We start from the raw sequence: 22,589 nt of genomic DNA on the forward strand, positions 1-22,589 counted from the left end.
AACTATATATTATTTTTAAGTTCATTTTAAGTTATAATGAAATTAATATCATAAGGAGGTAGATGTATGGCTCAAAGAGTGCTTGTCGTTGATGATGAACAATCAATCGTAACATTATTAAAATATAATCTTGAGCAAGCGGGGTATGTGGTAGAGATTGCCCAAGATGGTGAGGAAGCATTGCAAAAAGAAAAAGAAAAAAAGCCCGATTTAATTGTTTTAGATGTCATGTTACCTAAAAAAGACGGTATAGAAGTCTGCAAAACGATTCGATCAGATAAAAATCAAGTTCCTATTTTAATGTTAACTGCTAAAGATGACGAATTTGATCGTGTGCTTGGTCTCGAATTAGGTGCAGATGATTATATGACCAAACCATTTTCACCAAGAGAAGTTGTTGCGCGTGTCAAAGCGATTTTGCGTCGTTCATCTGTCGTTGATTCCGTAAAAAATGAAGACGATGATGAAGATATTGTCATTGGAAATATTAGAATTCGTCCAGACTTTTTTGAAGTTTATCGTAATGATACATTACTAGAGTTAACACCTAAGGAATTTGAATTATTATTATATTTAGTCGAACGACAAGGCCGTGTCATTACACGTGAACATATGCTGAATTCAGTTTGGAATTATGAGTTTGCGGGTGATTCTAGAATTGTCGATGTCCATATTAGTCATTTACGTGATAAGCTTGAAGAAAATCCGAAACAGCCCCAGTTGATTAAAACGGTACGTGGTTTAGGGTATAAATTGGAGCGACCAAAATAAATGATAAAATTTTATCACAAGCTTTTAATTATACTTACAACAATCACTGTTGTAAGTTTTCTTTTATTAGGATTTATCGTGCATAATAGCATTTATTCAAAGTCAGTAGAGTATGAGAAAAAGTCTTTAATAAAAGAAGCGAAGCAAATTATCACTTTAAATAAAGAAAACAACCCCCAACGTATCCAAGAACTGGCACGTATTTATGATACGAACATGCTGATTATTGAAAAAGGGCAAAGAACGGAATTCAAGACGAATCACGATAAAATAGATTCACAAAAAGAAAAACAAGTTTTACAACAATTAAAAAGTGACAATAATGCGTATGAATTGGATGCTAAAACAAAAAAATATTGGTTTGGTTATCGTAAAGATGATACGACGTTATTGATTAATGGCACTTTTGACATGGTTTACGAATTACAATTACAATTTTGGAAGTATTTAATTTTGGTTGGTATGTTGATCATTGCACTCCTCTTTTTTACAGTACGTTATATCAACCGGACGTATATCCAACCGATTAATGAAGTCTCGTATGCTGCTTCACTTCTCACTGACGGTAACTATCGAGTGAGAGTGCCTGAGAGTAGTGTTAAAGAAATGAGAGAGCTTTATGTAACAATTAATGTTTTAGCACGAAGATTAGAACAACTGAACAGTGATCAAAAGATTCAACGCAATCGTTTAGTTACAACGCTCGAAAATATCCCGAGTGCAGTTTTAATGATAGATAAAAGCGGGAAAATTGTGGTAGCCAATCAAACCTACTATACAATTTTTAATGAGTCACATAATGTTGAAAACCAAGATTATGAGAAATATCTACATCCAACATTGAAAAAACTCGTTGTAGAGGGTTTTCGAACTGAAAAAGCGGTATATAAACAAGTTGAAATCTTAATCAATCATATTCATCAGAAATTTTTCGATACTTCATGCGTGCCTATTTTGTCTCGAACAAAAAAACATTTACAAGGGATGGTTATTGTACTTCATGATATTACGCAGCTCAAGAAACTTGAAAATTTAAGAAGAGACTTCGTAGCCAATGTATCCCATGAACTCAAAACACCGATCACGTCTATGAAAGGTTTTACAGAGACATTGATTGAAGGCGCGAAAAATGATGAAGCATCTTTGGATATGTTTCTCAATATTATTTTGAAAGAGTCAAATCGAATTCAATCTTTAGTCGAAGATTTACTTGATTTATCTAAAATTGAGCAAAATACGACGATAGAAAAACATCGAATTGATCTTTCTGAAGTCGCAAAGTCTTCTTTTTCTGTTATAGAACATATTGCCAATGAAAAATCGATACGCTTAGTTGATGAAATTGAACCACATATTTTTGCGATGGCAGATGAAGGTAAAATTTCACAAGTGATTGTCAATTTAATGACAAATGCCGTCAATTATTCTCCAGAAGACAGTACTGTGAGATTATTAGTCTATCAAGATGACATGCATCCGGTTATCGAAGTCATTGATCAAGGTATTGGAATTGGTGAAGAAGAAAAATATCGTATTTTTGAAAGATTTTATCGCGTCGATAAAGCGCGTAGTCGAGAGTCCGGTGGCACAGGTTTAGGACTGTCGATTACTAAACACATTGTTGAATCCTATCAAGGAAGTATTGAAGTAGAGTCAGAATTAGGTAAAGGCTCGAAATTTAAAGTTGTTTTGCCTGAGTAATCTTAAAAATAGAGATCCCGCATCACGAGAGAATGAGACGATGAAACTGTAACGAAAAATAGCAAAGCTAAATTTTGACGTTACAGTGGCAATTAGATTTCATCAATGCCCAACTGGAGGGTTTAACGAAATCTTAATTATCATCGCTCATTCTTTTTATGTATTGATAGCTAATGTGATCGTCAAATCAGAATATTTTTTAATCGAAAGAGGTGTTTGCTAATAAAAGAGTTAGATGACATCTCTATGCCTGAATATGATAAAATAAAGACAAACGATAATGGAGGGAATTGCGTGGATAAACTCATATTAATAGATGGTAATAGTCTAAGTTTTAGAGCATTTTATGCCTTGCCATTATTAAAAAATAAAGCTGGCATTCATACAAATGCCGTCTATGGCTTTGCACGATTATTAGAAAAGATTTTAAAAGAAGAACAGCCGACTCATTTTTTAGTTGCGTTTGATGCTGGAAAAACGACATTTAGACATGACACGTATAAAGAATATAAAGGAGGTCGTCAAAAAACACCGCCTGAGCTCAGCGAACAGTTACCTTATATTCGTCAACTGCTAGATGCCTATCAAATCAAGCGGTACGAGTTAGAAAATTACGAGGCTGATGATATTATCGGTACCTTGAGTCAAGCTGCTGATGAAGCAGGTATGCAAACCATTATTATTACAGGAGATCGCGATTTGACTCAATTAGCGACAGAGAATGTCACAATTTACTATACTAAAAAAGGGGTTACGGATGTCGATCACTATACACCGGCCTTTATTTCAGAAAAATATAATGGATTAACGCCTAAGCAAATTATAGATTTAAAAGGATTGATGGGAGATACATCAGATAATATTCCTGGTGTTGCTGGTGTAGGTGAAAAAACAGCAATCAAGCTTTTAAATCAATTCGATACAGTTGAAGGTGTTTATGCACATCTTGATGACGTGTCTGGTAAAAAGTTAAAAGAGAAACTTGAAAACAGTCGTGAAGATGCATTAATGAGTAAGCAATTAGCAACCATCAATTGTGAAAGCCCGATTACAGTGACATTAAATGATGTCAAACGACCACAAGAAATCGACGAGTCTGAAAAAGTGTCACTATTTAAAACACTAGAATTTCGACAACTATTAGAAGAAATCGATATTGAAACAACTCAAGCTATTCCGTCAAAAGAATTTAAAGTCACACAAGATATTTCCAAATTAGATTTAGCTCGATTAAAAGAAGCGGCCATTCATGTTGAGGTTGCAGGGCCTAATTATTTAAAAGATGATTTACTCACATTTGGCTTATTTGATGGACAAAATTATTTTGTCATCCCATTTAATCAGTTAAAAGAACATTCAGACTTAGTCCAATGGTTAGAAGATGAAGAGACTGAAAAGTGGGTCTATGATGCGAAAAAAACATATATCGCAATGAAACGAAATGAGATTGCAATTCAAAATATTCGCTTTGATGTGATGCTGGCAAGTTATATCATTGATCCTTCTAGAACGATAGATGACATTGCTTCGGTTGTATCTCATTTTAAACGTACTTATGTAAAAGACGACATTGCTATTTACGGTAAAGGAAAATCATATCACGTACCAGAAGAGGAAATTTTGTATGCGCATATTGCTTCTATTTTAAATGCAATTCATGAAGTCCAACCTCAAATGATGGAAATTTTAGAGGCACACCAACAAACAGCACTGTTATCTGAAATTGAACTCCCACTCGCTTCAATATTAAGTGAAATGGAAGCGGTAGGGATTTATACAGATGTCGAAACATTAAAAAATATGGAGCAAGATTTACAAGCGCAATTGGATGATTTGATTCAAGCGATTCATGACCTTGCAGGTGAGTCCTTTAATATTAATTCACCCAAACAGTTAGGTGTCATTTTATTTGAAAAATTAAAGTTACCGATTATTAAAAAGACGAAGACAGGTTATTCCACAGCGGTCGATGTTCTTGAAAAGCTTCAAGGTGAACATCCGATTATCGAATATATTTTAACTTATCGCACACTTTCTAAATTACAGTCGACATACGTCGAAGGTTTACAAAAAGTGATTTGGGATGATCAAAGAATTCATACGCGTTTTAATCAAACACTTGCACAGACAGGTCGACTGTCATCTGTCGATCCGAACTTGCAAAATATTCCAATTCGCTTGGAAGAAGGTCGAAAAATACGTAAAGCGTTTAAATCGACCCATGATGATTACGTTATTTTAGCAGCGGATTATTCTCAAATTGAATTACGTGTTTTAGCACATATTACAGGAGATCCGACTTTACAAAAAGCATTTATCGATAAAGAAGATGTTCATATGACGACAGCGATGAAAGTGTTTAATGTGGATGCAGATCAAGTAACGTCGATGATGAGAAGACAAGCGAAAGCTGTTAATTTTGGAATCGTTTATGGCATTAGCGATTACGGCTTAAGTCAAAATTTGGGTATTAGCCGAAAAGAAGCGCAACGATTTATCGATGATTATTTGAACCATTTTCCTGGCGTGAAAGATTATATGGATAATATTGTTCAAGATGCGAAACAAAATGGTTACGTAGAAACGCTTCTAAAACGTAGAAGATATATTCCGGATATTACGAGTCGGAACTTTAATAAGCGAGGTTTCGCGGAACGAACTGCGATGAACTCTCCAATTCAAGGTAGTGCGGCAGATATTATTAAATTGGCCATGGTTAATTTTGATAAAAAAGTTCGTGAAACTGAATTTAATGCCAAATTATTATTACAAGTGCACGATGAGCTTATTTTTGAAGTTCCGAAAGATGAAGTGGAAGCATTTAGTAAATTTGTTGAAGATATTATGGCAAATGCGTTAGAATTGGATGTTCCATTAAGTGTAGAATCAGATTATGGACGTACATGGTATGATGCTAAATAGAAAGTAGGTCAGTTCGAAAATGCCAGAATTACCAGAAGTTGAACACGTCACAAGAGGAATCAAACCATTTGCTTTAAACCAAAAGATTACGGATGTGTCTTTTTCTCAACCTGTTATTTTAGGAAAAGAAAATGGAAAAGCAACGATCATCAAAGGAATTAGTCTTGATGACTTTAAACGATATACAGTGAACTATACGATTACCAATATTCAGCGCCGTAGTAAATATATTTTATTTGAGATTCAACATGAACAATCAAAACGTATTTTAATATCTCATCTAGGCATGGCTGGTGGATTTTTTATCGTAAATGAAATCGGTGATATACCGATATTAAATTATCGAAAACATTGGCAAGTGGTCTTTCATTTAGAAAATGGTATGAAACTGGTGTATAGTGATATTCGTCGCTTTGGTGAAATTAGAAATGTGGAAGCGTTAACGGATTATCCATCTTTATTAGAAATAGCACCAGAGCCATTTGAAGATGAGGCTTTAGCACATTTTCTGTCTAAAAGTAATGAAAGAAAATACTCAAAGATGGCAATAAAGGCATTTATTTTAGACCATCGTGTGATTGCCGGATGTGGTAATATTTATGCGTGTGAAGCTTTATTTGATGCGAAGTTGAATCCTAACACGAAAGTGAATCAGTTATCAGCTACACAAAAAACAGCAGTATTCGATAGTGTTGTGAAAGTGCTTAATATGGGTATTTTGAATGGTGGGACAAGCGTCTCAGATTATGTTCATGCAGATGGACAAAAAGGAACAATGCAAGATTATTTAAATGTTTATAAGAAGAAAAACTGCACGTCTTGTGATTCGGCAATAGAAACGGCGATTATTGCAGGGCGCAATACACATTTTTGTCCGGTTTGCCAAAGATAGGGAAGAGGGAGATTATGCCAAAAGTAATTGGATTAACAGGTGGAATTGCAACAGGCAAATCCACAGTTGCAGCGTTATTAGAAGTTCATGGATTTAAAATTGTGGATGCAGATCTTGCATCTCGAAAAGCTGTCGAAAAAGGTTCTGAAGGTTTACGACAAATACAGGAACAGTTCGGCGAAGAAGCCATAAATGAAGATGGCGAAATGGACCGCGCTTATATCGCGCAGCAAGTTTTTTTTGATGATGAAAAAAGAAAACAACTGAATCAAATCGTTCATCCGATTGTGCGTGAATTGATGCAACAAGAGCGAGATCATTATTTAGCTGAAGGCTATGATGTTGTCATGGATATTCCGTTATTGTATGAAAACGGACTTGAAGATACAGTTGACGAAGTATGGCTTGTCTATGCATCAGAGCCAATCCAAATAGATCGGTTAATGGAAAGAAATCAGTTATCAATTGAAGATGCTAAAGCACGTATATACAGTCAGATTTCCATTGATAAAAAGAGCAGAATGGCCGATGTCGTTATTGATAACTTAGGCTCTAAGCTTGAATTAAAACAAAATTTAGAACAAGTCTTAGCGGAAAAAGGTTATTTAAATGCTAATGATGATTCTAATGAAAACGATAAAATAACTTAATATGATTTTTCAGCAACGCCCTGTGGTAGCATATGTCAAAACATTTTTTAGCATTTTTGGCATACGTGATGTGTTACAACGGGGCGTTGTTTTTATTAGAAAGTTGTGACAAACAATCTAGTATAAGTAGCGATTTAAGTGTGAAGAAAAATGTTTCAGCGATAGGTTTTCCACTATAGCTCGTCTTTAATATATCATGCTATTTGGCCGATATGTGAAAAACACATACATCAAATGTTATTTATTGAAAGTAATAAGAAAAAATTATCAAAGAAAACGGTTTCAAATTGACTTTAATATGCTATACTAATTTCTATAAGTATAACACATTATTAAGGAGTGCTTTTATCATGACGACAAAGATTGCGATTAATGGTTTAGGGCGAATTGGCCGTATGGTTTTAAGAGTAGCATTGAATAGAGAAGATGTTGAAGTAGTGGCTTTAAATGCAAGTTATCCACCTGAAACGATAGCCCATCTTCTTAAATATGATACAACGCACGGTCGTTTTAATCAGACTGTTGAAGCAACTGAAAATGGTATTAAAGTAGATGGAAAAGAAATTAAACTCGTTTCAGATCGTAATCCTGAAAATTTGCCATGGGGTGCGCTTGATATTGATATCGTAGTGGAAGCAACAGGTAAATTTAATCATGGTGACAAAGCGAATGCTCATATCAAAGCAGGGGCGAAAAAAGTAATTTTAACGGGACCTTCAAAAGGGGGAGAAGTGCAGACAATTGTGAAAGGTGTAAATGATCATGAATTGGACGTCATGCAATATGATGTGTTCAGTAATGCTTCATGTACAACGAATTGTTTAGCACCTGTCGCAAAAATTTTAAATGATCATTTTGGGATTGAAAATGGTTTAATGACAACGGTTCATGCTGTGACAAATGATCAAAATAACTTGGACAATCCGCATAAAGATTTAAGACGCGCACGTGCTGCCTTTGAAAGCATTATTCCGACTTCAACGGGTGCAGCCAAAGCATTATCACTCGTTTTGCCAGAGTTAGAGGGTAAATTACATGGTATGGCACTTCGTGTACCAACCAAAAATGTATCTTTAGTCGATTTAGTCGTTGATTTAAAACAAACAGTTACAAAAGAAGAAATTAATCGTGTTTTTAGAGAGAATGATTTAGATCAAGTTGTTGCAATTTCTGATGAGCCATTGGTTTCAGATGATTTTACGACAGATGCGCATTCTGCAATTATTGATGCTGAGTCTACGATTGTAATGGGGGATAAAAAAGTTAAAGTACTCGCATGGTATGATAACGAATGGGGTTATTCCACAAGAGTTGTCGATGTATTACAGCAAATCGCATCACAACTCAAAGTTAAAGTTGCATAACATTCTAATGTGTCAATAAGCGAGCATGAGACTGAGAACACTTCACATCAAAATATTTATATTAACTAATATCAATATAAAGGTTGAGACGATTTTGAAATTGTCTCAGCTTTTTTTGTGCAAAAAAGAAAAATTACGATTTCAATTGCGTTAAAATAGGCGTAACTTTTGAAATAAATAGGTTTGTAGTATAATTAAACAAAATTAAGATGAAGAGGGTGACAAAGTCGTGAAATGTCCAAAATGTAATCATACGCAATCTCGAGTTGTAGATTCGAGACATGCAGATGATATGAATGCTATTAGAAGAAGACGTGAATGTGAACATTGTGGGACACGTTTCACTACTTTTGAACATATAGAAATGAGTCCGCTCATTGTTGTGAAAAAAGATGGTACAAGAGAACAATTTAATAGGGAGAAAATCTTAAACGGACTTGTACGTTCATGTGAAAAACGTCCCGTCCGATTCCAACAACTCGAAGAAATTACGAATCAAGTTGAATGGAAATTACGCGAATCGGGTATTGCTGAAATTTCATCACGAGAAATAGGGGAGCACGTGATGGATTTATTGATGCATGTTGACCAAGTTTCTTATGTACGTTTTGCATCCGTTTATCGAGAGTTTAAAGATGTTGATCAGTTATTGAAATCAATGCAGGGGATTTTGAAAGAAAACAAGCGGAGTGAATAAATAATGAGTCAATTCATTTATCAAAGCCAATTAAGTCCACACGATGGATTTATCGTCATGCGCCGTTTCCATTTTCACGCGGTGCATTACGATGTGTTAAGCCGTCTGTTCACACCTTTAATTGGTGCCGAAGCAATTGGTGTATATCAATTTTTAAACCAATTTGAAGGTGTATCTTTTGAAGAGGGCTATACCCATTATACAATGATGTCAGAATTAAAAATGGGCTTAAGACAGTTTAGAGAGTTTTTAGATTTACTTGAAGGAATAGGACTATTAAAAACGTTTGTTCAACAATCTGAGAATACAACTCAGTTCGTTTATGAATTATTGCCACCTCCTTCGGCACAGCGCTTTTTTAATGATCCAATGTTATCCATATACTTTTACGAAGTAGTTGGTCAACAACGCTATCACCAAATTAAAAAGGCATTTATACCTACATCTAAAGATTTAACAGGCTTTACAGAAGTAACTAAAAAATTTACAGATGTATTTAAAGTACCAAAATATCAAATGGTGACACCAGACGAAAATCTTAAAGAACAGCAATTTGAAGGTTTGGACTTAACAGACGTTTACTTTGATTTTGAGTTGTTAGCCGACATGTTACAATCTCATTATGTAAGTAAAAATATTCTTTCAGAGCCAACGAAATCTTTAATTATCCAACTGGCAACATTATATCGTCTATCACCGGATGTGATGAAAGCGATTATTTTAAAATCACTCAATGCCGATCAATCATTGTCAGTTACTAACTTAAGAAAACAGGCACAAAGCTATTATCTTATGGAACATCAGCAAGAATTGCCAGCGTTACAAGCACAGAATCTTGAACTCGCAAGTGATGAACCAAATCAGTCAACCGAAGCTAATGTAGTGTCAAACTGGGATGAATGGTTTGATTTAATGGATCATACAAGTCCGATTGTGATGCTGACATCCTATGGTGGATCTGAACCTCCACGCTATCAAAAAGAGATGATAGAGGAGTTGATGCAGCGAGAAGGATTTAGTTTTGGTGTTATTAATATTTTGTTACAGTTTGTGATGCAAAAGACGGATAATAATTTACCAGAAAAATATGTTTATTCTGTTGCATCGACTTGGAAAAAAAGTGGTGTAACCGATGCACGAACAGCGTATGAGAAAGCAATGGAAGTTCAAAAAAATCAAGATAATGCAAATCAAAAACGCTTTGAATCCACTGCTCCAAAGCAAAAGCGTGGCTACCGTCAAGCATCATCAGAAAAACAACCACGTTGGATTACACACCCGGAAGAATATCAACAAAAAGAAGAAGATCAAGAAGCGTTAGCAAAAGATAGAGAGGCGTTTCTTAATAAACTAAAAAATAAAAGACGGGCAGGTGAAGATTAATGAAAAGTTTCAATAGTATTATGGGAAACCATCAAAAACTTGATCAAAAAATACAAGAGATTAAACGACAAGTATTAAATGATCCAGATGTAAAAGCTTTCTTGAATGCACATCAATCAGAAGTAACGAACAGAATGATTGATGAAGATTTAAATATTCTTCAAGAGTATAAAGATCAACAAAAGCATTATGATGGTTCGCACACGTACGAAAACTGCCCAAACTTTGTAAAAGGTCATATTCCTGAACTTTATATTGAAAACCAGCATATTAAAATTCGTTACTACCCTTGTCCGTGCAAAATAAGACATGACGAAGAGCAACATGCTAAAAGTATGATTACATCTTTCCATATGCATCCAGATACACTTAATGCTAAAATCAAAGATATTTATATGACGAGACGTAATCGCTTGGATTTAGCTATGAGGCTAGATGATTTGATTGATGCGATGATTGATAAACGGCCTGTGAAAGGACTCTACTTATACGGAGAGTTCGGCACAGGAAAGTCCTTTATTTTGGGTGCAATTGCGAACGAATTAAAGGATAACCGGGTGCCTTCAATGATTATTTATGTGCCTGAATTTATACGTACATTAAAAAATGGTTTTAAAGACGGTTCGACTTCCAAACGTATTCAACAAGTGCGTGAAGCGCGAGTTCTTTTTTTAGATGATTTAGGTGCAGAAGATATGACACCTTGGGTACGTGATGAAGTTTTAGGCCCTATTTTACATTATCGAATGATTCAAGAACTCCCAACGTTTTTCAGTTCGAATATGAGTTTACAAGAATTAGAAGATCATTTGGCGACTACAAAAAATGGGACAGATGTGATGAAAGCGAAACGTATTATGGAGCGTGTCAAAACTCTAAGTGATGCGTATTTATTAGAAGGAGAAAATTATAGAAAGCATTGAAAAAATAAATTTTAGCGTTATAATAAGGATAAATAAATATTGATTTTAAAGTTTGAGGATACGATACGAATGAAGTTATGGTACAGAGAGCTACTGGCGATGAGAATGTAGTGCATAACCCTTTGTGTTACTCCCTCTATAGATTGGTGTTTGTAATGAATACCCGGCTCAAGACCGTTATCTTATGTAGAGATGTCATTGCAGTAATGTATATGGCAAATTAGGGTGGTAACACGAAGACCTCGTCCCTTTGTTGGGATGAGGTCTTTTTTATTTTCAAAACTTTAACGACAATCAATGATAGGAGGAACATTATGTCAGAAATTAAAGTACGTTTTCCAGATGGAAGTGAGAAAGCTTTCGAACATGGTATAACTACAGAAGAGATAGCACAATCCATTAGTCCAGGATTGAGAAAAAAAGCGGTTGCTGGTAAATATAATCAACAGATGGTGGATTTGACTCGTCCATTAGAAGAAGATGGAACACTTGAAATCATTACACCAGGTAGTGAAGAAGCTTTGGAAGTACTAAGACATTCTACAGCGCATTTGATGGCACAAGCTTTAAAACGTTTATATGGTGACGTTAAATTTGGTGTCGGTCCTGTAATCGATGAAGGTTTTTATTATGACTTTGATATGGAAGAAAAAGTTTCGAGTGATGACTTTGAAAAAATTGAAAAAACAATGAATCAAATCATTAATGAAAATCAAAAAATCGAACGCCGTGTTGTTTCAAGAGATGAAGCTAAAGCGTTTTTTGCGAACGACCCGTACAAATTGGAATTAATAGAAGCCATTCCAGAAGATGAGTCTGTAACACTATACAGTCAAGGTGAGTTCACTGACCTTTGTCGAGGTGTCCATGTACCTTCAACATCAAAAATTAAAGCTTTCAAACTTTTATCAACTGCTGGCGCTTACTGGCGTGGTGATAGCAATAATAAAATGTTACAACGTATTTACGGTACAGCATTTTTTGATAAAAAAGACTTGAAAGCCCACTTGAAAATGTTAGAAGAACGAAAAGAACGTGATCACAGACGTATTGGTAAAGAAATGGAGTTATTTACGAATAATCCGCTTGTAGGTGCAGGTTTACCACTATGGTTACCGAATGGCGCAACTATTCGTCGTGAAATCGAACGCTATATTGTTGATAAAGAAGTAAGTCTTGGGTATGACCACGTATACACACCTGTAATGGCGAATGTTGATCTTTATAAAACTTCAGGCCATTGGGATCATTATCAAGAAGATATGTTCCCAACAATGCAACTTGATGCAGACGAAGCGATGGTATTGAGACCTATGAACTGTCCGCATCATATGATGATTTACGCTAACAAACCACACTCATATCGTGAATTACCTATTCGTATCGCTGAGTTAGGTACAATGCATCGTTATGAAGCAAGTGGTGCTGTTTCAGGGCTCCAACGTGTTCGAGGCATGACTTTAAACGACGCACATATTTTTGTAAGACCCGATCAAATTAAAGATGAATTCAAACGCGTTGTAAAAATGATTTTAGACGTTTATGAAGATTTTGGTTTTGAAGATTATAAATTCCGTTTGAGTTATCGCGACCCTGAAGACAAAGAAAAATATTTCGATGATGACGATATGTGGAATAGAGCAGAAAAAATGTTGAAAGAAGCTGTCGATGAACTTGGTTTACCGTATGAGGAAGCGTTGGGTGAAGCGGCATTTTATGGTCCAAAACTTGATGTTCAAGTTAAAACTGCAATGGGTAAAGAGGAAACTTTATCAACAGCACAACTCGATTTCTTATTGCCAAAACGATTTGATTTAACTTACATTGGACAAGATGGAGAACAACACCAACCTGTAGTCATTCATCGTGGTGTCGTTTCAACAATGGAACGTTTTGTTGCCTTTTTAACTGAAGAAACAAAAGGAGCATTCCCAACTTGGTTAGCACCACAACAAGTTGAAATTATTCCTGTTAACAACGATTTACATTATGATTACGCACGTCAAGTTCATGATGAGTTGAAATCTCAAGGTGTGCGCGTGCATATCGACGATCGTAATGAGAAAATGGGTTATAAAATAAGAGAGGCACAAATGAAAAAAATTCCTTACCAATTAGTAGTTGGAGATAAGGAAATCGAAAACAATGAAGTCAATGTTCGTCAATATGGTTCTAAAGATCAAAAAACAGTAGAAAAAGATACATTTGTGTGGGAATTGATTGACGAAATTCGATTAAAAAAACAGAGATAATTATTGCTACTATATGAAGACTGATGTATAGTATAATCTAAATATAAATATTATTTGATTGAGTTAGAGGCGCGATTTTAAAGAGTAATCCTTGGTTTGTATTGATGATACTGACACCATAAGATGAAAGGGAAAGTCGCCGAAATGAGAAGTGATCATCAACACTTCTTGTTGGGCTAGTATTCGAAAGGAACTAGACTGTCACAACAGTGATGCGCTACCTATTAATATAAAATTAACTGAGGTTGCGTCCGGAATTTTTGATGCAATCTCTGTTTTCGTTTCTATTAAGGTCGTTTTAATTTGCGTAATTCATCTAGCGACACAAGATTTGTCTAAACCTCTAAGCAATTAGGAAAGGATTAGGAAAATGAGTAACGAAAAAAATGAAAATCAAAATACAGTCCAGCGTCATTTGAAAGATCGACATATTTCAATGATTGCTATAGGTGGAGCGATTGGTACAGGTTTGTTTATGACCTCTGGTGGTGCCATTCATGATGCAGGACCTTTAGGGGCTTTGCTTGGCTATTCCATTATTGGGATTATGGTGTTTTTCTTGATGACTTCACTTGGAGAAATGGCGACATATCTACCCGTTTCAGGTTCATTTAGTACGTATGCAACACGGTTTGTCGATCCTTCTTTAGGCTTCGCTTTAGGATGGAACTATTGGTTTAACTGGGTTATTACTGTTGCAGCAGATGTCACAATTGCTGCACAAGTCATTCAGTACTGGGCACCATTACAATTTTTACCTGCATGGGCATGGAGCTGTATCTTTATGGTCATTATTTTTGGGCTTAATGCTTTATCTGTGCAAGTTTATGGTGAAAGTGAGTATTGGTTTGCATTTATTAAAGTCGCAACTGTCATTATTTTCATTATTGTAGGTGTGCTGACTATCTTTGGTATTATGGGTGGTAAAGCCGTTGGTTTTGACACATTTACTCAAGGTGATGCTCCATTATTAGGTGATGGTGTAGGTGGAAGCTTGCTTGCTATTTTTGGTGTATTTTTAATTGCAGGTTTCTCATTTCAAGGGACAGAATTAATTGGGATTACAGCAGGTGAATCTGAAAATCCTGAACGTGCAGTACCAAAAGCGGTTAAACAAGTTTTTTGGAGAATATTATTATTTTACATTTTTGCGATTTTCATTATCGGTATGTTGATTCCTTATAACTCTCCAGCACTTATGGGTGGTGGCGATGATATTGCAACTTCACCGTTTACACTTGTATTTAAAAATGCTGGTTTAGCCTTCGCTGCTTCATTTATGAATGCTGTCATTTTAACGTCAGTATTATCTGCAGGTAATTCCGGTATGTACGCAAGTACGCGTATGCTCTATTCAATGGGTAAAGATGGTTTAGCATCAAAAGTGTTTAGTAAAACGAACAAAAATGGAACGCCAATCATTTCTATGCTTTCTACTGCTGCTATCGTTATTTTGATCTTTACAGTACAACATCTTAGCGGTAACGCTTATGAATATATCGTTGCTGCCAGTGGTCTAACAGGCTTTATTGCATGGGTCGGTATTGCAATCAGTCATTACCGATTTAGAAAAGCTTTCCACGCACAAAACTACGATATCGATCAATTAAAATATAAAGCGAAGTTATACCCATTTGGTCCAATTCTTGCTGGTGTTCTTTGTACCATTGTCATTATTGGACAGGACGTTGATTTAATTCAAGGTGGCGGCTTTGATCTCAACCGTTTCTTAATTACGTACATGGGTATTCCGGTATTCTTAATCTTTTTCTTTTATCATAAACTGAAATATAAAACGAAACTAATTCCAGTAAAAGAAGTTAACTTAGATAAAAATGTTGAAACAATTGAAAAAAACTTCCAAAAAAACATTGACTAAAGTTTAATACGTTGGTATGATTGTATCTGTTGAATACGAAACGGACCAAGTAGAAGCTTCCCGCTTCTCACCTGTAGCGACGCAAAAAGCTGTTGGCAGGTTAACGATTAAACATGTGAAGTATGTTCATGTTAACGTGAAGAGCGGGGGTGACGCACCCTCGCTTTTTTTCGTGCTTGGACCATTCGTAAATTTTTTGGAGGTGTCAACAATAGCTAAGGATCAAACGCAAGTTAATGAAAAGATTCGCGCAAAAGAATTACGTGTCATCGGTCAAAATGGTGATCAAATTGGTGTAAAATCTAAAAATGAAGCATTGGAGATGGCAGATCGACTTGGTTTAGATGTCGTAATTGTCGCTCCAAACGCTAAGCCACCTGTTGCTCGTATTATGGATTACGGTAAATACAAATTCGAGCAACAGAAAAAAGAAAAAGAAATGAAAAAGAAACAAAAAGTCATCAATGTTAAAGAAATACGTCTTAGCCCGACTATTGAAGATCATGATTTCAATACAAAGCTTAAAAACGGACGTAAATTTTTAACTAAAGGTGATAAAGTTAAAGTTTCAATTCGTTTCAGAGGGCGTGCAATTACACATAAAGAAATTGGCCAACGCGTTTTAGAAAAATATGCTGAAGCGTGTAAAGACCTTGCTACAATAGAGCAAAAGCCTAAAATGGAAGGTCGCCAAATGTTCCTTATGTTAGCCCCAATTAATGAAAAATAAAAAGTGATTATAGGAGGAAAACATCATGCCTAAAATGAAAACCCACCGCGGAGCTGCGAAACGTGTAAAAAGAACAGGATCTGGTCAACTTAAACGTTCTAGAGCTTATACGTCTCACTTATTCGCAAACAAATCTACAAAGCAAAAACGTAAATTGCGTAAAGCTTCTTTAGTTTCAAAAAGTGATGCAAAACGCGTTAAACAATTATTAACATACGTAAAATAATATTTAATAAAGAATAAAAGATTGAGATGAGGTATGACAGAGCATACCCTAGAGACAAAAGGAGGAATTTATTATGCCACGTGTTAAAGGTGGAACGGTAACAAGAGCGCGTCGTAAAAAGACAATCAAATTAGCTAAAGGTTACTTCGGTGCGAAAAGCACATTATATAAAGTTGCAAAACAACAAGTTATGAAATCAGGTCAATATGCATTCCGTGACCGTCGTCAAAGAAAACGTGATTTCCGTAAATTATGGATTACACGTATCAATGCTGCTGCACGTCAACATGATATGAGCTACTCTCGTTTAATGAACGGTTTAAAACAAGCGGGTATCGACATTAACCGTAAAATGTTATCAGAAATCGCAATTTCTGATGAAAAAGCATTTGCTGAATTAGTGAACCAAGCTAAAGCAGCTTTAAAATAATTATATTTAGAAGCGTTAGCGTCTAAATCGCAAACTCTCTTCAAAGTAGATACTGCTTAAGTAACCACTTTGAAGAGAGTCTTTTTATTTAAGGCTTTACCATTTTTTATAAATTTTGTTACGATATATAAAAAACATAAAGGAGTTAATCATGTCAAAATTTGATGAGCAAATTACTGTTGTGCCTCGTATACGACTATTTAATAATGAAGAAAATGCCTTTAATGGTTTTTTACCTCGTACGGATAACAAAGGTCAGTCTATTTATCAAACGCTAGCCGATTATGAAGTGAAAAGACGCGGTGATATGGAAGAAGACCCTTCATTCAAGCAATTAATTAGTTATTGTCTATTAGAAAATGAAAACGGTGAAATTTTAGTTTATGAAAGATTAGAAGGCGGCGGCGAAGCGCGTTTACACGGCAGTGCTTCAATTGGTGTTGGTGGCCATATGAACGATGTGCCTGATGCACACAATATCGAAGAAGTCATTAAAATCAATGCGAGCCGTGAGCTTGAAGAAGAAGTTGGTTTAACCGTTGATGATAGTAAGGAACTTAACTTTATCGGTTTTATTAACGATGATAATAATGAAGTTGGCCGTGTACACTTAGGTGTTGTTTTTAAAGTGCATGTAAAGCAAGAAGAAGTAGAAGTGCAAGAAACAGACACTTTAAAAATAGAATGGCAATCACTAGAGAACATTCAAGATTTATCTATATTTGAATCATGGAGTGCACTGATTTTAGAAAAAATGAAATAGGTGAATGCAATGTCTGACATTATTCCTTTTCCAAAAATGAAGAACAAACTTATGAAGGATATCGATGAGGCAATGAAGCAAGCACAATACGAACGTGCTTATGATGCTTTCAATGCATATGAACGCCATTTCGAGTTGTCGCCAGAACTTGCTTTAATGAAGTGTGAAGTGCTATGGCAACTCGAAGCTTATTTAGAGCTAAAAGAAGAATCTAACATTTTAATGGTGCAAGGTTTTCAGCCTTATGACACGTTGATGATTTATTACATTAAAAGTTTATTTGCATTAGGACATTATCATTCGGTAGTTGAGATGATTACACAAGTGATTGATGAAGTGCGCGAACATGAGACAAGGCTCATTTTATTGCCGATTAAAGATCAAGCACAATCCAAATTAGACGAACGACAAGATTATATGGCACACCGTTTGCAAAATTTCACTTATTTGGATCAAAGTGAACAAACACAACTGCTTTTAAGTTTAATCGATGATAGCGCATATCAATTTCAGTCAACGATAGCCTATCTCTTGCAAAATGAAACCTTGCCAATGAATATACAAAATTTAATGCTTGAATATTTACGTTTTGCTCGTTACAATCAATGCGTTCAAGTGGAAAAACCATTTTGCAATTTGAAAGTAAAGCCAAGTGAACTGAGCGGCATTGAACAAACGACATTCAAAACTGAGCTTTTGCCCCGCATCATACATCGTTTAGAATCAGAAATGCCATCCTTTGTTCACGAAGACTATGTTCACCTTCATACGCATAATATCGCGTTATATCCGGTTGATATTTTGGAAGAGGCGTCCATAGATACATGGATTGAGGGCTATATGAACTATTTTAAAGCGTTAATGGGTTTCGAATATGAAACAGATGGCGCGACAACTGCAATATTTAACTTGATAAAATCGTTAAATACATAGGTATCATTATTTCAAACACTGACAACCTATGCTATAATAAAGAAGTTGAAAAATTTTAAAAATGAAAAATCATGGAGGTTTTTATACATGACAGCAACTTGGGAAAAAAAAGAAGGTAATCAAGGGTTACTACAAGTAACTGTACCTGCAGAAGAAGTAGATAAAGCGTTAGATCAAGCGTTCAAAAAAGTAGTTAAACAAATCAATGTACCTGGTTTCCGCAAAGGTAAAGTACCACGCCAAATTTTCGAACAACGTTTTGGTGTAGAAGCACTTTATCAAGATGCCGTTGATATCTTGTTACCAAAAGCATACAGTGAGGCTGTAGTAGAAGCAGATATCAATCCAGTTGATCAACCTGAAATTGAAGTAACACAAATCGAAAAAGGTAAACCATTTACTTTCGATGCTACTGTTACAGTAGAACCTGAAGTTCAATTAGGTGATTACAAAGGATTAGAAATCACAAAACAAGAAACTGAATTAACTGATGAAGAGCTTGAACAAACAATTGAACAACGCTTAGAAGCTATGGCTGATATGGTTATTAAAGAAGACGGTCAAGTTGAAGAAGGCGATACAGTTAACTTAGACTTTGATGGTTATGTAGACGGCGAACAATTTGAAGGTGGCCAAGCAGATGGTTACGACTTAGAAATCGGTTCAGGTATGTTTATCCCAGGTTTCGAAGAACAACTTGTTGGTTTGAAAGTAGGAGAAGAAAAAGAAGTTGAAGTGACATTCCCTGAAGAATATCACGCAGAAGAATTAGCGGGTAAACCAGCTACATTTAAAACAAAAATTAATGAAATCAAAACTAAAGAAGTGCCTGAGTTAGACGACGAGTTAGCAAATGAACTTGATTCTGAAGCTGATAACGTTGAACAATACAAAGAAAACTTACGTAAACAATTAACTGAACAAAAAGAAACAGATGCTGAAAACTTACAAAAAGAAGAAGCAATTACAATAGCAACTGACAATGCTACAGTAGATATTCCTGAAGCAATGATTAAAACAGAAGAAGATCGTATGGTTCAAGAATTTGCGCAACGTTTACAACAACAAGGTCTTAACCTAGAAACTTATTTCCAAATTTCTGGTCAATCTGAAGAAGACTTACGTGGTCAAATGAAAGACGATGCAGAACAACGTGTAAAAACTAACTTAACTTTAGCAGCAATCGCTGAAGCTGAAAATATCGAAGTTTCTGAAGAAGATGTTGATAAAGAATTACAAACTATGAGTGAACAATTCAACATTTCAGTAGAAGACATCAAAAACACTTTAGGTAATACTGACATCGTTAAAAATGATGTACGTGTGAAAAAAGTAATTGATTTATTAGTTGATGAAGCGAAATTAGTTGAAGCAAAAGAAGATAACGAAGCAAGCGAAGAAGCTTAATTAAAGTATGTTGAGTGATACGATGGTTAGATCGAACATTCACTCAATGTTGGCTAGCGCAACTGTAATAAATTGACCCTTGAGGGGGTGGGATATTGAATTCTTGAACTCAAAGTTTTCTATAATCCCACTCTCATTTTCGTTTATTGGCTATTTCAAATTCGATAAGATGCATAGTCAATATAAGAATCAACGATTAGAATTTCAATTGATATGAAAGAACTAAGGGAATTGTATATAATAAAGTAGTAAGCATCACTTGTTAATGGTTTCTTGCTATTTACAAAACACATTACAGTTAAGGCTAAGAAGTTAATGACTAGTCCAATAATGCAACGTAATGCAAATAACTTGAAAGAAACTATATTTGCGTAATAGAATGCATTCTAGTATAGTCGTTAAAGAACAGGGGTGTAATAAAGTATGTTTAAATTCAATGAAGATGAAGAAAACTTAAAATGTTCTTTCTGTGGTAAAGATCAGGATCAAGTTAAAAAGTTAGTCGCAGGGAGCGGTGTCTATATTTGTAATGAATGTATCGAACTCTGCTCTGAAATCGTTGAAGAAGAATTAAGTCAACAAGATACAGAAGAATTGACAGAACTACCCACACCAAAAGAAATCATGGAGCAATTGAATAATTATGTCATCGGCCAAGAAAAAGCTAAAAAATCTTTAGCTGTCGCAGTTTATAATCATTATAAACGTGTTCAACAATTAGGACCTAAAGATGACGATGTAGAATTACAAAAAAGTAATGTCGCTTTAATTGGGCCTACAGGTAGCGGTAAAACATTGTTAGCACAAACTTTGGCTCGTACATTAAATGTACCGTTCGCTATTGCAGATGCCACAAGTTTGACAGAAGCTGGATATGTAGGTGAAGATGTTGAAAACATTTTGTTACGTTTAATACAAGCAGCTGATTTCGATATTGATAAAGCTGAAAAAGGTATTATTTATGTCGATGAAATTGATAAAATCGCACGTAAATCTGAGAATACGTCTATTACACGTGACGTTTCTGGTGAAGGTGTTCAACAGGCATTACTCAAAATCTTGGAAGGTACAACTGCAAGCGTGCCGCCACAAGGTGGACGTAAGCATCCGAACCAAGAGTTTATCCAAATCGACACAACAAATATTCTCTTTATTTTAGGTGGCGCATTTGATGGTATTAACGAAGTCATTAAACGCCGCTTAGGTGAAAAGGTTATCGGTTTCGCAAGTAATGAAGTTTCAAATTATGATGAAGCAAGTTTACTCGAACAAATTCGACCAGAAGATTTACAAACTTATGGCTTAATTCCTGAGTTTATTGGTCGTGTACCTATTGTTGCCAACCTTGAAACATTAGATGTCGAAGCGCTTAAAAATATTTTAACGCAACCTAAAAATGCACTTGTTAAACAGTATACAAAAATGCTTGAATTAGATGGTGTTTCATTAGAGTTTACTGAAGAAGCATTAGCAGCAATAAGTGAAAAAGCAATTGAACGTAAAACAGGTGCACGTGGTCTACGTTCTATTATTGAAGAAGCGTTGATTGATATCATGTATGATATTCCTTCAACTGAAGATGTCGTGAAGGTTGTTATTACTAAAGAAACAATTGTTAATGAAACTGAGCCAGAACTCTATGATTCTGAAGGTAATCTCGTTAACGTGACAAAAACTTCTGCATAAATCAAAGGGAAACTTAAGAGGATAATGGCATAAAAGAATGCTCGAAAGATAACTCTTCTATCAGTTTGCGTATGTTTTTTGTCTATTGTTACAAAGCTGAGTCTCATAATCAAATGGATTATGTCTCAGCTTTTTTTATAATAAAAATAAAAGAGGTGAAATTAAAATGAATATTAATCCAAACCATGTCGATATATTAATAAGTGCAGTAAAGCCAGAACAATATCCCGACCTCGGTTTGCCTGAAGTCGCACTAAGCGGACGCTCTAACGTAGGTAAATCGACATTTATCAATAGTATGATTGGACGCAAAAATATGGCGAGAACTTCACAACAGCCAGGAAAAACGCAAACACTCAACTTTTTCAATATTGATGAGCAATTAATTTTTGTCGATGTGCCGGGTTACGGGTATGCCAAAGTAAGTAAAAAACAACGTGAAGCATTTGGTAAAATGATAGAAACTTATATCACAACACGAGAACAGTTAAAACTCGTGATACAACTTGTTGACCTTCGTCATCCGCCGACAGAAGATGATGTGCTCATGTATGATTTTTTAAAGTATTATGACATCCCAACATTAATCATTGCGACTAAAGAAGATAAAATTCCAAAAGGCAAAGTCCAAAAGCATATTAAAATCATTAAAGAAAAGCTAGAGTTAGAAAAAGGGGATCAAATTATTAGTTATTCTTCAATTGAGAAAAAGAAGCAAGACTTAATTTGGTCTACAATTCAAGAATTTTTAGAAGCATAAAGACGATTTCGAAGTACATATGTTATTTTATTAAAGCATGTCAATACACATACGGACAGCATAAGATGAGGTTTTACAACGAAAGCATTTTATCATTCTTTTCTCATCCTAAGACACGCGTTCTTTAATAAATTTTTAAATTATCATATTAAAGTGTCTTTTTTTAATTAGAATGAATCTAATCTATGTTATAATGTAGTTATTGTAGATTATATGGGGG

General features: G+C 35.1%; 19 protein-coding genes, 1 riboswitch and 1 other annotated feature. All 19 genes read left to right on the top strand.

Going from position 1 to position 22,589, the window contains the following annotated elements:
• Positions 1–66 precede the first annotated feature (66 nt).
• The 19 genes from MUA40_RS05430 (at position 67) to yihA (ending at position 22,369) form a co-directional block, all read left to right on the top strand.
• A complete protein-coding gene (locus MUA40_RS05430; protein WP_016425315.1) occupies positions 67–771 on the top strand; it encodes a response regulator transcription factor in 705 nt (234 codons plus the stop codon).
• Entirely contained in the window at positions 772–2,472 is a 1,701-nt protein-coding gene (gene pnpS / locus MUA40_RS05435; RefSeq protein ID WP_016425314.1) for a two-component system histidine kinase PnpS, read from the top strand.
• A 294-nt stretch (positions 2,473–2,766) separates the two neighbouring features.
• The gene (polA, locus tag MUA40_RS05440) at positions 2,767–5,394 is read left to right on the top strand and encodes a DNA polymerase I (RefSeq protein WP_016425313.1); all 2,628 of its coding nucleotides are present in this window, start codon (positions 2,767–2,769) and stop codon (positions 5,392–5,394) included.
• 19 nt (positions 5,395–5,413) lie between these two features.
• Positions 5,414–6,286, top strand: coding sequence for a bifunctional DNA-formamidopyrimidine glycosylase/DNA-(apurinic or apyrimidinic site) lyase (mutM, locus tag MUA40_RS05445; RefSeq protein ID WP_126496235.1), 873 nt, complete (start codon positions 5,414–5,416; stop codon positions 6,284–6,286).
• A 14-nt stretch (positions 6,287–6,300) separates the two neighbouring features.
• Positions 6,301–6,936: a dephospho-CoA kinase gene (gene coaE, locus MUA40_RS05450; RefSeq protein ID WP_016425311.1), complete on the top strand. Its 636-nt coding sequence runs from the start codon at positions 6,301–6,303 to the stop codon at positions 6,934–6,936.
• A 350-nt stretch (positions 6,937–7,286) separates the two neighbouring features.
• Complete coding sequence (locus tag MUA40_RS05455) at positions 7,287–8,300, top strand: glyceraldehyde-3-phosphate dehydrogenase (RefSeq protein WP_167732793.1); 1,014 nt, start codon at positions 7,287–7,289, stop codon at positions 8,298–8,300.
• A 229-nt stretch (positions 8,301–8,529) separates the two neighbouring features.
• Positions 8,530–8,997, top strand: coding sequence for a transcriptional regulator NrdR (gene nrdR, locus MUA40_RS05460; RefSeq protein ID WP_050330704.1), 468 nt, complete (start codon positions 8,530–8,532; stop codon positions 8,995–8,997).
• Positions 8,998–9,000: 3 nt separating this feature from the next.
• Positions 9,001–10,380, top strand: a complete 1,380-nt coding sequence (locus MUA40_RS05465) for a replicative helicase loading/DNA remodeling protein DnaB (protein ID WP_126496236.1) — start codon at positions 9,001–9,003, stop codon at positions 10,378–10,380.
• Positions 10,380–11,303, top strand: coding sequence for a primosomal protein DnaI (gene dnaI, locus MUA40_RS05470; RefSeq protein WP_262570006.1), 924 nt, complete (start codon positions 10,380–10,382; stop codon positions 11,301–11,303). Before MUA40_RS05465 ends, dnaI begins: the two co-directional genes overlap by 1 nt.
• Before the next feature lie 314 nt (positions 11,304–11,617).
• Entirely contained in the window at positions 11,618–13,555 is a 1,938-nt protein-coding gene (thrS, locus tag MUA40_RS05475) for a threonine--tRNA ligase (RefSeq protein WP_167732795.1), read from the top strand.
• A gap of 56 nt (positions 13,556–13,611) precedes the next feature.
• A riboswitch (Lysine riboswitch) is annotated at positions 13,612–13,783 on the top strand.
• 142 nt (positions 13,784–13,925) lie between these two features.
• Positions 13,926–15,434, top strand: a complete 1,509-nt coding sequence (locus MUA40_RS05480; protein ID WP_016425305.1) for an amino acid permease — start codon at positions 13,926–13,928, stop codon at positions 15,432–15,434.
• Positions 15,435–15,475: 41 nt separating this feature from the next.
• Positions 15,476–15,612: a sequence feature (ribosomal protein L20 leader region), on the top strand.
• A gap of 24 nt (positions 15,613–15,636) precedes the next feature.
• Positions 15,637–16,164, top strand: a complete 528-nt coding sequence (gene infC / locus MUA40_RS05485; protein WP_081635164.1) for a translation initiation factor IF-3 — start codon at positions 15,637–15,639, stop codon at positions 16,162–16,164.
• A 25-nt stretch (positions 16,165–16,189) separates the two neighbouring features.
• Positions 16,190–16,390 carry a 50S ribosomal protein L35 gene (gene rpmI, locus MUA40_RS05490; RefSeq protein WP_016425303.1) on the top strand — a complete coding sequence of 67 codons (201 nt, stop codon included), beginning with the start codon at positions 16,190–16,192 and terminating at the stop codon, positions 16,388–16,390.
• A 73-nt stretch (positions 16,391–16,463) separates the two neighbouring features.
• Positions 16,464–16,820 carry a 50S ribosomal protein L20 gene (rplT, locus tag MUA40_RS05495; protein ID WP_016425302.1) on the top strand — a complete coding sequence of 119 codons (357 nt, stop codon included), beginning with the start codon at positions 16,464–16,466 and terminating at the stop codon, positions 16,818–16,820.
• Positions 16,821–16,971: 151 nt separating this feature from the next.
• The gene (locus MUA40_RS05500) at positions 16,972–17,583 is read left to right on the top strand and encodes an NUDIX domain-containing protein (RefSeq protein WP_016425301.1); all 612 of its coding nucleotides are present in this window, start codon (positions 16,972–16,974) and stop codon (positions 17,581–17,583) included.
• 9 nt (positions 17,584–17,592) lie between these two features.
• Positions 17,593–18,516, top strand: coding sequence for a hypothetical protein (locus MUA40_RS05505; protein WP_262570009.1), 924 nt, complete (start codon positions 17,593–17,595; stop codon positions 18,514–18,516).
• Positions 18,517–18,603: 87 nt separating this feature from the next.
• Positions 18,604–19,923, top strand: a complete 1,320-nt coding sequence (gene tig, locus MUA40_RS05510) for a trigger factor (RefSeq protein ID WP_016425299.1) — start codon at positions 18,604–18,606, stop codon at positions 19,921–19,923.
• Positions 19,924–20,346: 423 nt separating this feature from the next.
• Entirely contained in the window at positions 20,347–21,609 is a 1,263-nt protein-coding gene (gene clpX, locus MUA40_RS05515; RefSeq protein ID WP_016425298.1) for an ATP-dependent Clp protease ATP-binding subunit ClpX, read from the top strand.
• 166 nt (positions 21,610–21,775) lie between these two features.
• Complete coding sequence (gene yihA, locus MUA40_RS05520; protein ID WP_016425297.1) at positions 21,776–22,369, top strand: ribosome biogenesis GTP-binding protein YihA/YsxC; 594 nt, start codon at positions 21,776–21,778, stop codon at positions 22,367–22,369.
• Positions 22,370–22,589 lie beyond the last annotated feature (220 nt).

Source organism: Staphylococcus schleiferi (assembly GCF_025558325.1).
Taxonomy (GTDB): domain Bacteria; phylum Bacillota; class Bacilli; order Staphylococcales; family Staphylococcaceae; genus Staphylococcus; species Staphylococcus schleiferi.

Bases quoted from the DNA above. Each gene is read 5' to 3' on its own strand.
- tig (WP_016425299.1), top strand. From the start codon at position 18,604: ATGACAGCAACTTGGGAAAAAAAAGAAGGTAATCAAGGGTTACTACAA.
- mutM (WP_126496235.1), top strand. From the start codon at position 5,414: ATGCCAGAATTACCAGAAGTTGAACACGTCACAAGAGGAATCAAACCA.
- rpmI (WP_016425303.1), top strand. From the start codon at position 16,190: ATGCCTAAAATGAAAACCCACCGCGGAGCTGCGAAACGTGTAAAAAGA.
- MUA40_RS05500 (WP_016425301.1), top strand. From the start codon at position 16,972: ATGTCAAAATTTGATGAGCAAATTACTGTTGTGCCTCGTATACGACTA.
- MUA40_RS05480 (WP_016425305.1), top strand. From the start codon at position 13,926: ATGAGTAACGAAAAAAATGAAAATCAAAATACAGTCCAGCGTCATTTG.
- coaE (WP_016425311.1), top strand. From the start codon at position 6,301: ATGCCAAAAGTAATTGGATTAACAGGTGGAATTGCAACAGGCAAATCC.
- rplT (WP_016425302.1), top strand. From the start codon at position 16,464: ATGCCACGTGTTAAAGGTGGAACGGTAACAAGAGCGCGTCGTAAAAAG.
- MUA40_RS05505 (WP_262570009.1), top strand. From the start codon at position 17,593: ATGTCTGACATTATTCCTTTTCCAAAAATGAAGAACAAACTTATGAAG.
- clpX (WP_016425298.1), top strand. From the start codon at position 20,347: ATGTTTAAATTCAATGAAGATGAAGAAAACTTAAAATGTTCTTTCTGT.
- dnaI (WP_262570006.1), top strand. From the start codon at position 10,380: ATGAAAAGTTTCAATAGTATTATGGGAAACCATCAAAAACTTGATCAA.
- thrS (WP_167732795.1), top strand. From the start codon at position 11,618: ATGTCAGAAATTAAAGTACGTTTTCCAGATGGAAGTGAGAAAGCTTTC.
- pnpS (WP_016425314.1), top strand. From the start codon at position 772: ATGATAAAATTTTATCACAAGCTTTTAATTATACTTACAACAATCACT.
- MUA40_RS05455 (WP_167732793.1), top strand. From the start codon at position 7,287: ATGACGACAAAGATTGCGATTAATGGTTTAGGGCGAATTGGCCGTATG.
- yihA (WP_016425297.1), top strand. From the start codon at position 21,776: ATGAATATTAATCCAAACCATGTCGATATATTAATAAGTGCAGTAAAG.
- MUA40_RS05430 (WP_016425315.1), top strand. From the start codon at position 67: ATGGCTCAAAGAGTGCTTGTCGTTGATGATGAACAATCAATCGTAACA.
- MUA40_RS05465 (WP_126496236.1), top strand. From the start codon at position 9,001: ATGAGTCAATTCATTTATCAAAGCCAATTAAGTCCACACGATGGATTT.